We start from the raw sequence: 14,218 nt of genomic DNA on the forward strand, positions 1-14,218 counted from the left end.
ATCTGTGGGGAAGCCCGTGCGTGAATACCTGCTGACGCTCTGCATCACGGCCGCGGTGACGTACCTCCTGACCGGACCGGTGCGGAAGTTCGCGATCGTGGCGGGGGCGATGCCGGAGATCCGGGCACGCGACGTGCACCGGGAGCCCACTCCGCGGCTCGGCGGGATCGCGATGTTCTTCGGCCTGTGCGCGGGCCTGCTGGTCGCCGACCACCTGACCAACCTCGGCACGCTGTTCGAGAGGTCCAACGAGCCCCGGGCGCTGCTCTCGGGGGCCGCGCTGATCTGGCTGATCGGCGTGCTGGACGACAAGTTCGAGATCGACGCGCTGATCAAGCTGGGCGGGCAGATGATCGCCGCCGGCGTGATGGTCATGCAGGGTCTGACGATCCTGTGGCTGCCGATCCCCGGCGTCGGCTCGGTCGCGCTCACCCAGTGGCAGGGCACGCTCCTCACCGTCGCCCTGGTCGTCATCACCATCAACGCGGTCAACTTCGTGGACGGCCTGGACGGTCTCGCGGCCGGCATGGTGTGCATCGCGGCGACCGCGTTCTTCCTGTACGCCTACCGCATCTGGTACTCGTACGGCATCGAGGCGGCCGCCCCGGCGACGCTGTTCGCGGCGATCCTGATGGGCATGTGCCTGGGCTTCCTGCCGCACAACATGCACCCGGCGCGGATCTTCATGGGCGACTCCGGCTCGATGCTCATCGGGCTGGTGCTGGCGGCCGGCGCGATCTCCGTCACGGGCCAGGTGGACCCGGACGCGCTGAAGCTGTTCGCCGGTTCGGAGAAGGAGGCCGTGCACCAGACGGTGCCGGTGTACATCCCGCTGCTGCTGCCGCTGACCATCATCGCGGTGCCGGCCGCCGACCTGATCCTGGCGATCGTGCGGCGCACCTGGCGCGGCCAGTCGCCGTTCGCGGCGGACCGGGGGCACCTGCACCACCGGCTCCTCGAGATCGGCCACTCGCACAGCCGGGCGGTGCTGATCATGTACTTCTGGTCGGCGCTGATCGCCTTCGGCGCGCTGGCGTACTCGGTGAACTCGGCGTCGATGTGGATCGTGCTGAGCGTGGTGATCCTCTCCACCCTCGGTCTGGTGCTGCTCCTGCTGCCGCGCTTCACCCCGCGTGCGCCGCGCTGGGCGGAGGCCTTCGTGCCGCCGCGTTACCGCCGTCGTCGCGCCTCCGTGACGGTCCTGGGGGCCACGGCCCCGGAGACGGCCCCGGAGGCGGTCCAGGAGGCCGCCGGAGGCCCGCAGACGGCTCCCTCGGGCGGCGACCGCGACCCGGTGGCCGCCGGGGTCTCGGGGGTCAACGGCGCCACGGCTGTCGGCGCTCGCGCGGAATGGGCCGACCCGTCGCGGTGAAGGTAAGAATCCGGCTAGAGATTGCCAAGTCCTGGGGCTTCGATGGGCTTCCGTTGGGGCGGCAAAGCGCCCTATACCAGGCATCGCGCCCTTGTTCACGCTCATCCGTGCGCTTTCACCCTCGTGCGTGATGCGCTCCACACCTCGCAGGTAAAGTCTCGCTCAAATAGTTTGTGATACCGTTCACGAGTCTCGCCGGGCGGAGCCGGCGGACCGTGGTACGACGGTTCGCAGGCGACTGGTGCTGTGCACCCTGCCCGGGGTTTACGCTCGTCCACGACGACACTCCTCGTACCCCTTCTCGCTTTGCCCCCTGCACCAGCGGAGCTGCCGCCATGCCGTCCAACGACGCCCGGATCCTGATCCAGGCCGCCGTGCCCACCGCTGTCGTCGGTGCGGTCGCCGTCGCGATCGGCGCCGCCGTCGAAGGCGGCAAGGGAGCGATCGGGGCGCTGATCGGTGCCGTGCTCGTGATCGTCCTCATGGGCACCGGGCTCTACGTGCTTCAGCGGGTCGCCCGGCAACTGCCCCATCTGTTCCAGGCGATGGGGCTGATGATGTACATGACGCAGCTCCTGCTGATCTTCGTCTTCATCGCCCTCTTCAAGGACACCACGCTGTTCCACCCGAAGGTGTTCGCGCTCGGACTGCTCGCCTGCACCCTGACCTGGGTCGCGGCGCAGGCGCGCGCCACCATGACGGCCAAGACTCCCTATGTGGAGCCCGAGGCTCCGGCGGACGCGGGCAAGAAGAACCAGGGGCACGAGCAGTGAGCTGTAGGGCCGGGATAAAGGCGCGCGGGCGGCCCTGCTATCGTCCGGTGCCAACCGCGGCATCGCGGGCGCGGGCATCCGAGATGACGCCTGCCGTATCGCGAGGCGAGACGCCTCACAGCCGCCCCCACATCCGTTCCACCAGTCCCGTGACGATCCGCGGCCTCGTGCCGCGCCGACTCCACGAGGTTGCCCCATCCATGCGCCACGCCGAAGGAGCCCGCGGTGAGTGCTGACCCGACGCAGGTGCTCGCCTTCGAGACCGACTGCCACATCTTCGACGGCTGTGGCTTTCCGTCTCCCGGGCTGCACTCGTTCCTGTTCAAGCCCCTCTGGGGCGACGGCGACAGCAACCTGTACTTCAACAAGCCGATGTTGCTGGCGCTGCTCGGCTCGCTCGTCGTGATCGCCTTCTTCTGGGCGGCCTTCCGTCGGCCCAAGGTGGTCCCCGGCAAGCTCCAGATGGTCGCCGAGGCCGGCTACGACTTCGTCCGCCGGGGCGTCGTCTACGAGACGATGGGCAAGCGCGAGGGGGAGAAGTTCGTTCCCTTCATCGTCGCGCTGTTCTTCTTCGTGTGGATCATGAACCTCTGGTCCATCGTTCCGCTCGCCCAGTTCCCGGTGACGTCGATCATCGCCTACCCGGCGGTGCTCGCCCTGCTCGTCTACGTGGTGTGGGTGTCGCTGACCTTCAAGCGGCACGGCTTCGTGGGCGCCTTCAAGAACTTCACCGGCTACGACAAGTCGCTCGGTGCCGCCCTGCCGGTCGTCATGCTGATCGAGGCCTTCTCGAACCTGCTCGTGCGGCCCTTCACCCACGCCGTGCGACTCTTCGCGAACATGTTCGCGGGCCACATCCTGCTGGTGCTGTTCACCATCGCGAGCTGGTACCTGCTGAACGGCATCGGGATCGCCTACGCCGGCGTCTCGTTCGTCATGGTCCTCGTGATGACGGCCTTCGAGCTCTTCATCCAGGCTCTGCAGGCGTACGTCTTCGTCCTGCTGGCCGTCACCTACATCCAGGGCGCGCTCGCCGAGCACCACTGAGCGTCCCGCCCCGCCCCAGTCGTCCGATGGCCCACCCCCATCGGAAACCGTGAAGAAAAGGAAGAACTGGCATGTCCCAGACCCTCGCCGCCGTGACCGGCTCGATCGCTTCCATCGGCTACGGCATCGCCGCCTTCGGCCCCGGCATCGGCGTCGGCATCATCTTCGGTAAGGGCACCGAAGCCATCGCCCGCCAGCCCGAGGCCGCCGGCCTGATCCGCGCCAACCAGATCCTCGGCTTCGCCTTCTGTGAGGCGCTCGCCCTCATCGGCCTGGTCATGCCGTTCGTCTACGGCCTGTAATCACCTGATCCACGACCGGGTCACTAGACGAAAGGCACTCTGATATGAGCCCACTGCTTCATATCGCGGCTGAGGAGCAGAACCCGCTCGTCCCGCCGATTCCCGAGCTCGTCATCGGCCTGCTCGCCTTCGTCATCGTCTTCGGCTTCCTCGCCAAGAAGCTCCTCCCGAACATCAACAAGGTTCTGGAAGAGCGTCGTGAGGCGATCGAGGGCGGGATCGAGAAGGCCGAGGCGGCTCAGACCGAGGCCCAGAGCGTGCTGGAGCAGTACAAGGCTCAGCTCGCCGAAGCCCGGCACGAGGCCGCGCGCCTGCGCCAGGAGGCGCAGGAGCAGGGCGCCGCGCTCATCGCCGAGATGCGCGCGGAAGGCCAGCGCCAGCGTGAGGAGATCATCGCGGCCGGTCACGCCCAGATCGAGGCCGACCGCAAGGCCGCGGCGTCCGCGCTGCGCCAGGACGTCGGCAAGCTCGCCACCGACCTGGCCGGCAAGCTCGTCGGCGAGTCCCTCGAGGACCACGCCCGGCAGAGCCGTGTGATCGACCGCTTCCTCGACGAGCTCGACCAGAAGGCAGAGGCCGCACGATGAACGGAGCGAGCCGCGAGGCCCTGGCAGCCGCACGTGAGCGTCTCGACGCGCTGACGGACTCCACGTCCGTGGACGCGGCGGTGCTCGCCGACGAGCTGGCCGCCGTCACCGCGCTGCTCGACCGCGAGGTGTCGCTGCGTCGGGTCCTCACCGACCCGGCGCAGCCCGGAGAGGCCAAGGCCGATCTGGCCCGGCGCCTGCTCGGCACGCAGGTCAGCGGCACCGCCGTGGACCTGGTGGCGGGCATGGTGCGCTCCCGCTGGTCGCAGTCGCGCGACCTGGTGGACGCGCTGGAGGAGCTGGCGGACGCCAGCGACCTCACGGCCGCCCAGAAGGCGGGCGCGCTCGACGGCGTCGAGGACGAGCTGTTCCGGTTCGGCCGGATCGTCTCCTCCGACACCCAGCTGCGCGCGGCCCTCACCAACCGGTCCGCCACCGCCTCCGCCAAGGGCGAGCTGCTGCGCAGCCTGCTCGGCGGCCGGGCGCACGCGGCCACGGTGCGTCTGGTGACGCGCCTCGTGACCGCGCCGCGGGGACGTAGCCTGGAGTCGGGACTGGAGTCCCTGTCCAAGCTCGCCGCCGAGCGCCGGGACCGCACGGTGGCCGTCGTCACCTCCGCGGTGCCGCTGAGCGACCGGCAGAAGCAGCGCCTGGGCGACGCCCTGGCGAAGCTCTACGGGCGCCGCATGCACCTCAACCTCGACGTCGACCCCACGGTCATCGGCGGGATGCGGGTGCAGGTCGGTGACGAGGTCATCAACGGCTCCCTGGCCGACCGGCTCGAGGACGCGGGCCGCCGGCTGGCGGGCTGAGCACCACATTCTTCATAGCAGTACGTACTTACGGCCCTGGTTGGGCCGTGCAGAGGATTCACCTCCTGTAGGGGGGAGTCCCCATCCCCCCCAAGTGAAACTTCGGGCCCAACAAGGAGAGCAGGGAACTCAGATGGCGGAGCTCACGATCCGGCCGGAGGAGATCCGGGACGCGCTGGAGAACTTCGTCCAGTCGTACAAGCCGGACGCGGCCTCGCGCGAGGAGGTCGGTACGGTCACCCTGGCCGGTGACGGCATCGCGAAGGTCGAGGGCCTGCCCTCGGCCATGGCCAACGAGCTGCTGAAGTTCGAGGACGGCACCCTCGGCCTCGCCCTCAACCTCGAGGAGCGCGAGATCGGTGCCATCGTCCTCGGTGAGTTCAGCGGCATCGAGGAGGGCCAGCCGGTCACCCGCACCGGCGAGGTGCTGTCCGTCGCCGTCGGCGAGGGCTACCTCGGCCGTGTGGTCGACCCGCTCGGCAACCCGATCGACGGCCTCGGCGAGATCGAGACCGAGGGCCGCCGCGCCCTCGAGCTGCAGGCCCCCACGGTCATGCAGCGCAAGTCGGTGCACGAGCCGATGGAGACGGGCTACAAGGCCGTCGACGCGATGACCCCGATCGGCCGTGGTCAGCGTCAGCTGATCATCGGCGACCGCCAGACCGGCAAGACCGCGCTGGCCGTCGACACGATCATCAACCAGCGCGACAACTGGCGCACCGGCGACCCGAAGAAGCAGGTCCGCTGCATCTACGTCGCCATCGGCCAGAAGGGCTCCACCATCGCGTCGGTCCGCCGCGCGCTGGAGGAGAACGGCGCGCTGGAGTACACGACCATCGTCGCCGCCCCGGCGTCCGACCCGGCCGGCTTCAAGTACCTGGCGCCGTACACCGGCTCGGCCATCGGCCAGCACTGGATGTACGAGGGCAAGCACGTCCTGATCATCTTCGACGACCTGTCGAAGCAGGCCGACGCCTACCGCGCCGTGTCGCTGCTGCTGCGCCGCCCGCCGGGCCGTGAGGCCTACCCGGGTGACGTCTTCTACCTGCACTCCCGTCTGCTGGAGCGCTGCGCGAAGCTCTCCGACGACATGGGCGCCGGTTCGATGACCGGTCTGCCGATCGTCGAGACCAAGGCCAACGACGTCTCGGCGTTCATCCCGACCAACGTCATCTCCATCACCGACGGCCAGTGCTTCCTGGAGTCGGACCTGTTCAACGCCGGTCAGCGCCCCGCGCTGAACGTCGGCATCTCCGTCTCCCGAGTCGGTGGTTCCGCGCAGCACAAGGCGATGAAGCAGGTCTCCGGCCGTCTGCGCGTGGATCTCGCCCAGTTCCGTGAGCTGGAGGCGTTCGCCGCCTTCGGTTCCGACCTGGACGCCGCGTCCAAGGCGCAGCTGGAGCGCGGTCAGCGCATGGTCGAGCTGCTGAAGCAGGACCAGTACCAGCCGATGTCGACCGAGGACCAGGTCGTCTCCGTCTGGGCCGGCACCACCGGCAAGATGGACGACGTGCCGGTCGCCGACATCCGCCGCTTCGAGAAGGAGCTCCTGGAGTACCTGCACCGCAAGGAGCAGGGCCTCATGACCTCCATCCGCGAGGGCGGCAAGATGTCGGACGACACCCTGCAGGCCGTGGCCGACGCGATCGCCGAGTTCAAGAAGCAGTTCGAGACGAGCGACGGCAAGCTGCTCGGCGAGGACGCCCCGTCCGCCGCCAAGTGACGTAAGGAAGGGACCTGACTCATGGGAGCTCAGCTCCGGGTCTACAAGCGTCGCATCCGATCCGTCACCGCGACCAAGAAGATCACCAAGGCGATGGAGATGATCGCCGCCTCGCGCGTCGTCAAGGCGCAGCGCAAGGTGGCGGCCTCCACGCCGTACGCGCAGGAACTCACCCGCGCGGTCAGGGCGGTCGGAACCGGGTCGGACACCAAGCACCCGCTCACCACGGAGGCGGAGAACCCGACCCGTGCCGCGGTCCTGCTCCTCACGAGCGACCGCGGCCTGGCCGGCGCCTTCAACGCCAACGCCATCAAGGCGGCGGAGCAGCTGACCGAGCGCCTGGAGCGCGAGGGCAGGCAGGTCGACACGTACATCGTCGGCCGCCGCGGTGTGGCCCACTACAACTTCCGCGAGCGCACCATCGCGGAGACGTTCACCGGCTTCACCGACGAGCCCTCCTACGCGGACGCCAAGAAGGTCGCGGCGCCGCTGATCGAGGCGCTGCAGACGGAGACGGCGGACGGCGGCGTGGACGAGCTCCACATCGTCTACACCGAGTTCGTCTCGATGATGACGCAGACGGCGGTCGGCTCCCGGCTGCTGCCGCTGCGGCTCGAGGAGGTGGCCGAGGAGACCGCCGACAAGGGCGAGATCCTCCCGCTGTACGACTTCGAGCCCTCGGCGGAGGACGTCCTCGACGCGCTGCTGCCGCGGTACGTGGAGAGCCGGATCTACAACGCGCTGCTCCAGTCGGCCGCTTCGAAGCACGCCGCCACGCGGCGCGCGATGAAGTCGGCCACCGACAACGCGGGCGAGCTGATCAACACGCTCTCCCGTCTTGCCAACGCGGCCCGCCAGGCCGAAATCACCCAGGAAATCAGCGAGATCGTCGGTGGCGCCAGTGCCCTGGCCGACGCGAACGCGGGGAGTGACAACTAATGACCACCACTGTTGAGACCGCGACGGCTACGGGCCGCGTCGCCCGGGTCATCGGCCCGGTCGTCGACGTGGAGTTCCCCGTCGACGCCATGCCGGAGATCTACAACGCCCTGCACGTCCAGGTCGCCGACCCGGCCAAGGAGGGCGAGCTCAAGACGCTGACCCTCGAGGTCGCGCAGCACCTCGGTGACGGCCTGGTCCGCACCATCTCCATGCAGCCCACCGACGGTCTGGTCCGTCAGGCCCCGGTGACCGACACGGGCTCCTCCATCTCCGTGCCGGTCGGCGACTTCACCACCGGCAAGGTGTTCAACACCCTCGGTGAGGTGCTGAACGTCGACGCGGAGTACACGGGCGAGCGCTGGCCGATCCACCGCAAGGCGCCGAACTTCGACGAGCTCGAGTCGAAGACCGAGATGTTCGAGACCGGCGTCAAGGTCATCGACCTGCTCACCCCGTACGTCAAGGGCGGCAAGATCGGCCTGTTCGGCGGCGCCGGCGTGGGCAAGACGGTGCTCATCCAGGAGATGATCTACCGCGTCGCCAACAACCACGACGGTGTGTCGGTGTTCGCCGGCGTCGGTGAGCGCACCCGTGAGGGCAACGACCTCATCGACGAGATGAGCGAGTCGGGCGTCATCGACAAGACCGCGCTGGTCTTCGGCCAGATGGACGAGCCCCCGGGCACCCGTCTGCGCGTGGCCCTGGCCGGTCTGACCATGGCGGAGTACTTCCGCGATGTGCAGAAGCAGGACGTGCTGTTCTTCATCGACAACATCTTCCGCTTCACCCAGGCCGGCTCCGAGGTGTCGACCCTGCTCGGCCGCATGCCCTCCGCGGTGGGCTACCAGCCGAACCTGGCCGACGAGATGGGTCTCCTCCAGGAGCGCATCACCTCGACCCGTGGTCACTCGATCACCTCGATGCAGGCGATCTACGTCCCCGCGGACGACCTGACCGACCCGGCCCCGGCCACCACCTTCGCCCACCTCGACGCGACGACGGTGCTCTCCCGTCCGATCTCGGAGAAGGGCATCTACCCGGCCGTGGACCCGCTGGACTCGACGTCCCGGATCCTGGACCCGCGCTACATCGCGCAGGACCACTACGACGCGGCCATGCGCGTGAAGAACATCCTGCAGAAGTACAAGGACCTGCAGGACATCATCGCGATCCTCGGTATCGACGAGCTCGGCGAGGAGGACAAGCTCGTCGTCCACCGTGCCCGTCGCGTGGAGCGCTTCCTGTCCCAGAACACCCACGTCGCCAAGCAGTTCACCGGCGTGGACGGTTCGGACGTGCCGCTGGACGAGTCGATCGCCGCGTTCAACGCGATCTGCGACGGCGAGTACGACCACTTCCCGGAGCAGGCGTTCTTCATGTGCGGTGGCATCGAGGACCTGAAGAAGAACGCGAAGGAGCTGGGCGTCTCCTGACCCCCGCGCTCTGACGTGAGCCGAACGGCTCACCCTTGAGGGGGCGGGCGCGTCCCGCCCCCTCTGCCACGCCCACTAGACTTGTAACCAACACCCGGCACTACCGCCGGGTGGTGACCCGAGGAGCCACCTTGGCTGCTGAGCTGCACGTCGCGCTGGTCGCGGCCGACCGAGAGGTCTGGTCCGGCGAGGCCACCCTGGTCGTCGCGCGCACCACGTCCGGCGACATCGGCGTCATGCCCGGTCACCAGCCGCTGCTCGGTGTGCTGGAGTCGGGCCCGGTGATCATCCGTACGCCCGAGGACGGAACGGTCGTCGCCGCGGTGCACGGCGGATTCATCTCGTTCGCGGACGACAAGCTGTCGCTGCTCGCGGAGACCGCCGAGCTGGCGGAGGAGATCGACGTCAAGACGGTGGAGCAGGAGCTCTCCCGCGCCAAGGCGGAGAACGACGCCGAGGCCCAGCGCCGTGCGGATGTCCGCCTCCGGGCGGCGACGGCGGGGCGCTGACCCCGACGAGGTGCGATGACGTCACTCAGCCGCGGCCGGCACCGGAGCGATCCGGAGCCGGTCGCGGCTGAGGCAGATCTGGATGATTTTTCCGTTCCGTTACCTAGGAGACGAGGAGGTCGGTGTCGATGGTCCTCGCTCTGACTGTGTGCGGAATCGTCGTGGCCCTCGTGGTGGTGGGGCTCTTCGTCTTCGGCCTGCGCCGCCGCCTCATCCAGCGGTCCGGCGGCACCTTCGACTGCAGCCTGCGCTGGGACGCGCCCGAGAAGGGCGACGCCGGCGGCAAGGGCTGGGCGTACGGGGTGGCACGCTACAACGGTGACCGGGTCGAGTGGTTCCGGGTCTTCTCCTACGCCCCGCGTCCCCGCCGCGTCCTGGAGCGTTCCGCGATCGAGGTGGCCGGCCGCCGCGTCCCGGAGGGCGAGGAGGAGCTGGCGCTGCTGTCCGACGCGGTGATCCTCGCCTGTCTGCACCAGGGCACGCGTCTGGAGCTCGCGATGAGCGAGGACGCGCTGACCGGCTTCCTCGCCTGGCTGGAGGCGGCGCCTCCGGGACAGCGGGTGAACGTCGCGTAGCGGCGTTCAGGGCCCCGCTGGTGGGGGTCCCCCCGGCAGCGGAGCTGTTGGGGGAGGGTGAACGTCGCGTAGCGGCGTTCAGGGCCCCTCCCCCTGGCAGCGGAGCTGTTGGGGGAGGGTGAACGTCGCCTGATCCTCCGTTCCAGCACATCGCCCCTCCTCCCGGCCGGGAGGAGGGGCGATCGCTTTCTCAGGGGCGGGAGGGGTTACCTCAGGCCGGCGTCCACGGCGGCCGCCAGCTCACCGTTGCTGGTGTCGCCGCTGAACTCCCAGTAGAAGGCGCCGCCCAGGCCCTGGGCCTTGGCCCACGCCATCTTGGAGCTGATGGTGGCGGGGGTGTCGTAGGACCACCAGTTGGTGCCGCAGTGGGCGTAGGCGGTGCCGGCGAAGGTGCCGGTCACGGGGCAGGCGGTCTTGAGGACCTTGTAGTCCTCGATGCCCGCTTCGTACGTGCCGGGCGCCGGGCCGGTGGCGGTGCCGCCGGGGGCGGACTGGGTGACGCCGGTCCAGCCGCGGCCGTAGAAGCCGATGCCGAGCAGCAGCTTGCTCGCCGGAACGCCCTTCGCCTTCAGCTTGGCGATCGCGGCGGCCGAGTTGAAGCCCTCCTTCGGGATGCCGTTGAACGAGGTCAGCGGCGAGTGGGGGTTGGTGGGTCCGGCCTTGTCCCAGGCGCCGAAGTAGTCGTAGGTCATCACGTTGTACCAGTCGAGGTACTGGGCGGCGCCGCCGTAGTCGGCCGCGTCGATCTTGCCGCCGTCGGAACCGTCGGCGGTGATGGCCGCGGTGACCAGGTAGTCGGGGCCGAACTCGGCGCGGAGCGCCTGGGACAGCGTGCGGAAGGCCGCCGGGCCGCTGGTGTCACAGGTCAGACCGCAGGCGTTCGGGTACTCCCAGTCGATGTCGATGCCGTCGAAGACGTCGGCCCAGCGCGGGTCCTCCACGACCTGCTTGCAGGAGCGGGCGAACGCGGCGGCGTTCTGCGCGGCCTGGCCGAAGCCGCCGGAGTAGGTCCAGCCGCCGAAGGAGTACAGCACCTTGATGTGCGGGTACTTGGCCTTGAGCTGACGGAGCTGGTTGAAGTTGCCGCGCAGCGGCTGGTCCCAGGTGTCGGCCTGCCCGCTGACGGACTGGTCGGCGGTGTAGGCCTTCTCGTACGCGGCGAAGGTGTCGTCGACGGTGCACTGACCGTTCTTGACGTTGCCGAAGGCGTAGTTGATGTGGGTGATCTTCGAGGCGGTGCCCGAGGTCACCAGGTTCTTGACGTGGTAGTTGCGGCCGTAGACGCCCCACTCGGTGAAGTAGCCGAGCTTGATCTTGTCACCGGGGGGCGGGGGCTCCTCGGTGTTGCCGGTGGTGCGCACCCGGACCGAGCCGCTGACCGGGCCGGTCTGGTCGGCGGTGTCCCGGGCCTGCACGCTGTAGGAGTAGTCGGTGCCCTTGGACAGGCCGGTGTCGGTGTAGGAGGTGCCGGTGACGGTGGCGACGCGGGAGCCGTCGCGCAGCACGTCGTAGTTCTTGACGCCCTTGTCGTCGGTGGCCGCCGTCCAGTTCAGCTTCACCGAGGTGTCGGTGATGTTGGACGCGGTCGGGGTGCCGGGCGCGGACGGGGCCTCGTCACCGGGGATCTCCGAGCCGCCGTCACAGCTGCCACCGTTGATCTTGCAGCCGGACGGGGCGCCGGAGCCGCTGCCGTTGAAGCCGAAGCTGACCGACGCCCCGGGGGCGAGGGTGCCGTTCCAGCCGAGGTTCTTGGCGGTCCAGTGGTCACCCGAGTTGGTGACGGTGGCGTCCCAGGCGGACGTGACCTTCGTGCCGGAGGGGAAGTCCCACTCGAGGGTCCAGGAGTTGATGGTCGTGGTGCCGGTGTTCTTCAGCGTCCACTTGCCCTCGAAGCCGGAGCCCCAGTCCTGGGTCTTGACGTACGTGGCGGTCGCCGCCGTCGCCGCCGTCGCCGCCTGGGTGGGATTCGCGAGGCCGACGAGGCCGGCGAAGGGGAGCACGAGGGTCGCGATCCCGGCCGCGACTCTGTGTCTGAAGCGCATGCCGCGCCTCCTTCTGGGGAGAGGGGCACGACTGAGCCTTCGTGCCCACGGTGCGGCGAGAATAGAAAGGTCTGGACCACGGGTCAATAGGTCTGGACCAGTGGGAGTGGTGTTCGCGTTCTAAACCTTCGAAAGGTCTTCAGATGCCCAACTCCTGCGCCAGCACCGCCGCCTGCACCCGGCTGCGCAGCTCCAGCTTCCCCAGCAGGCGGCTGACGTGAGTCTTCACCGTGGCCTCGGCCATGTCCAGCCGCTCCGCGATGGCGGCGTTCGACAGCCCCTCCCCGAGACACGACAGCACCTCGCGCTCCCGCCGGGTGAGCGCGTCCAGCACCGACGGGTCGGCCCTCACCGGCCGGGCGGGCCGCGCGGCGAACTCCGCGATCAGCCGCCGGGTCACCGCCGGGGCGACGATCCCCTCGCCGCCCGCCACCGTGCGCACCGCGGTGATGAGGTCCTTCGCCTCCGTGTTCTTCAGCAGGAACCCGGCCGCACCGGCCCGCAGCGCCCCGAACACGTACTCGTCCAGGTCGAACGTGGTCAGCACCAGCACGTCCGCCAGGTTCTCCCCGACCACCCTCCGGGTCGCCGACACCCCGTCCAGGCGCGGCATCTGCACGTCCATCAGCACCACGTCCGGGCGCAGTTCACGGGCGAGTGCCACCGCCTGCTCGCCGTCCGCCGCCTCACCCACCACCGCGATGTCCGGCGCGCTGCGCAGGATCAGCACCAGTCCCGCGCGGACGGCGGACTGGTCCTCGGCGACCAGGACCCGGATCATCAGGCTTCTCCTTGTTCGACGTCGGTGACCGGAAGGGCGGCCCGCACCACCCACAGCGTGCCCTCGGGGCCGTCCTCCGGGCCCGCCGCGAAGGAACCGTCCAGCAGGGCCGCCCGCTCCCGCATCCCCACCAGACCGGCCCCCGAACCCGGTGCGCGCGGGCCGTCGCGGTCGCCGTAAGGGCTGCTCACCAGGATCTCCAGGGTGTCGGAGGAACGGCACAGGGACACGGTCACCCGGCCCGGAGCGGCGTGCTTCAGCGCGTTGGTCAGCGACTCCTGCACGATCCTGTACGCGGCCAGCTCGACGGGCGCGGACACGGGGCCGGGCTCGGCGTCCAGGGCTACGTCGAGGCCGTTGGCGCGGGCGTTGTCGACCAGGTCGGCGAGGCCGTCGAGCGTCGGGGTGGCGGCCGGCTCCCGGTCGTCGGCGCCGTCGCGCAGGATGCCGATGAGCCGTCGCATCTCGGACAGGCCCTGGACGCTGTTCTCCCGGATCACCGTGAGCGCCTCCTTGGAGGTGGCCGGGTCGTCCAGGGAGAGGGCGGCGGTGGAGTGGATGGCGATCGCGGAGAGGTGGTTGGCCACCAGGTCGTGCAACTCCCGCGCCATGCGCGAACGTTCCGAGGTGACCGCCTGGACCCGGTCCATCTCCGCGAGCAGCGCGGTCTGTTCCGCCTGGAGCCGGGCGGCGTCGGCGGCGTCCCGGTGGTTGCGCACGATCAGACCGGTCGACGCGGGCGCGAAGGCGATCGCGGCGACCACCAGACCGATCAGCAGCGCCTCGGGCACCCGCCACGCGGCGTACGGCACCAGCATCGCCGCCAGCGTGAGGACCCCGGTGATCCACGGCAGGCGGCGGGCGAGCGCGGGGGAGCCGTAGACGACGGCGGCGTACATCAGGTCGGTGTACATCACGATCGTGGCGATGCTGCCCTGCGTCAGGGTGTCCGCGGCCAGCGCCAGCGTGCCGGCCGCCAGCGCGGTGCGCGGGGCGGTGCGGCGCAGCAGCTCGCAGCAGGCCGTCACGCCGAGCGGCACCAGCAGCGCCCAGCGGCCCCCGAACAGCACGATCGGGTCGTGGTCCGGCCGCACGCCCAGCCCGAACCCCCACAGCAGCAGCCCGCCCAGGAGCCCGGCGAGCGCGACCGAGACGTCGAAGCGGGGCGGGCGGAGGGGTGGTGCGGCCATGGACCCCATCCAACACGGTGCGCGCGGCGTGCGCCTGATCCCCGGGGCCGGTCCTGGACTGCATCTTTCGATGTACCGCGGACTCGTCGGCCGCGACGACGCGCGGAGCCGGTGCGCACGGAAGCCTGGA

At 69.6% G+C, this 14,218-nt stretch carries 14 protein-coding genes; 11 read left to right on the forward strand and 3 right to left on the reverse strand.

The window, feature by feature from the left end:
• Positions 1 to 16: 16 nt before the first annotated feature.
• The 11 genes from ACWH4W_RS12350 (at position 17) to ACWH4W_RS12400 (ending at position 10,075) form a co-directional block, all read left to right on the forward strand.
• Positions 17 to 1,372 (forward strand): MraY family glycosyltransferase, encoded by a 1,356-nt coding sequence (locus ACWH4W_RS12350; RefSeq protein WP_473075792.1) that lies wholly within the window; start codon positions 17 to 19, stop codon positions 1,370 to 1,372.
• Positions 1,373 to 1,707: 335 nt separating this feature from the next.
• Positions 1,708 to 2,145: a Cg1360 family ATP-synthase-associated protein gene (locus tag ACWH4W_RS12355; RefSeq protein ID WP_106412422.1), complete on the forward strand. Its 438-nt coding sequence runs from the start codon at positions 1,708 to 1,710 to the stop codon at positions 2,143 to 2,145.
• A 225-nt stretch (positions 2,146 to 2,370) separates the two neighbouring features.
• Positions 2,371 to 3,192 (forward strand): F0F1 ATP synthase subunit A, encoded by an 822-nt coding sequence (gene atpB, locus ACWH4W_RS12360; RefSeq protein ID WP_106412421.1) that lies wholly within the window; start codon positions 2,371 to 2,373, stop codon positions 3,190 to 3,192.
• 71 nt (positions 3,193 to 3,263) lie between these two features.
• On the forward strand, positions 3,264 to 3,494 hold the full coding sequence (gene atpE / locus ACWH4W_RS12365; RefSeq protein WP_106412420.1) for an ATP synthase F0 subunit C: 231 nt from the start codon (positions 3,264 to 3,266) through the stop codon (positions 3,492 to 3,494).
• Positions 3,495 to 3,538: 44 nt separating this feature from the next.
• The gene (locus ACWH4W_RS12370) at positions 3,539 to 4,081 is read left to right on the forward strand and encodes a F0F1 ATP synthase subunit B (RefSeq protein ID WP_106412419.1); all 543 of its coding nucleotides are present in this window, start codon (positions 3,539 to 3,541) and stop codon (positions 4,079 to 4,081) included.
• A complete protein-coding gene (locus ACWH4W_RS12375; protein WP_473075793.1) occupies positions 4,078 to 4,893 on the forward strand; it encodes a F0F1 ATP synthase subunit delta in 816 nt (271 codons plus the stop codon). The genes ACWH4W_RS12370 and ACWH4W_RS12375 overlap by 4 nt, the downstream gene beginning before the upstream one ends.
• Before the next feature lie 133 nt (positions 4,894 to 5,026).
• On the forward strand, positions 5,027 to 6,616 hold the full coding sequence (gene atpA / locus ACWH4W_RS12380; protein ID WP_473075794.1) for a F0F1 ATP synthase subunit alpha: 1,590 nt from the start codon (positions 5,027 to 5,029) through the stop codon (positions 6,614 to 6,616).
• Between the two features lie 21 nt (positions 6,617 to 6,637).
• Positions 6,638 to 7,555 (forward strand): F0F1 ATP synthase subunit gamma, encoded by a 918-nt coding sequence (locus ACWH4W_RS12385; protein ID WP_473075795.1) that lies wholly within the window; start codon positions 6,638 to 6,640, stop codon positions 7,553 to 7,555.
• Positions 7,555 to 8,991 carry a F0F1 ATP synthase subunit beta gene (gene atpD / locus ACWH4W_RS12390; protein ID WP_473075796.1) on the forward strand — a complete coding sequence of 479 codons (1,437 nt, stop codon included), beginning with the start codon at positions 7,555 to 7,557 and terminating at the stop codon, positions 8,989 to 8,991. Before ACWH4W_RS12385 ends, atpD begins: the two co-directional genes overlap by 1 nt.
• Before the next feature lie 131 nt (positions 8,992 to 9,122).
• Positions 9,123 to 9,500 (forward strand): F0F1 ATP synthase subunit epsilon, encoded by a 378-nt coding sequence (locus ACWH4W_RS12395; protein WP_473075797.1) that lies wholly within the window; start codon positions 9,123 to 9,125, stop codon positions 9,498 to 9,500.
• A 128-nt stretch (positions 9,501 to 9,628) separates the two neighbouring features.
• On the forward strand, positions 9,629 to 10,075 hold the full coding sequence (locus ACWH4W_RS12400; protein ID WP_106412413.1) for a DUF2550 domain-containing protein: 447 nt from the start codon (positions 9,629 to 9,631) through the stop codon (positions 10,073 to 10,075).
• A 206-nt stretch (positions 10,076 to 10,281) separates the two neighbouring features.
• On the opposite strand, the gene ACWH4W_RS12405 is transcribed toward ACWH4W_RS12400, so the two are convergent.
• The 3 genes from ACWH4W_RS12405 to ACWH4W_RS12415 form a co-directional block, all read right to left on the reverse strand.
• Positions 10,282 to 12,117 carry a glycoside hydrolase family 18 chitinase gene (locus ACWH4W_RS12405; RefSeq protein ID WP_473075798.1) on the reverse strand — a complete coding sequence of 612 codons (1,836 nt, stop codon included), beginning with the start codon at positions 12,115 to 12,117 and terminating at the stop codon, positions 10,282 to 10,284.
• A gap of 139 nt (positions 12,118 to 12,256) precedes the next feature.
• On the reverse strand, positions 12,257 to 12,898 hold the full coding sequence (locus ACWH4W_RS12410; RefSeq protein WP_473075799.1) for a response regulator: 642 nt from the start codon (positions 12,896 to 12,898) through the stop codon (positions 12,257 to 12,259).
• Entirely contained in the window at positions 12,898 to 14,088 is a 1,191-nt protein-coding gene (locus ACWH4W_RS12415) for a sensor histidine kinase (RefSeq protein WP_473075800.1), read from the reverse strand. The genes ACWH4W_RS12410 and ACWH4W_RS12415 overlap by 1 nt, the downstream gene beginning before the upstream one ends.
• Positions 14,089 to 14,218: the final 130 nt, after the last annotated feature.

The sequence above is a fragment of the Streptomyces sp. DSM 120436 genome, from assembly GCF_055778765.1.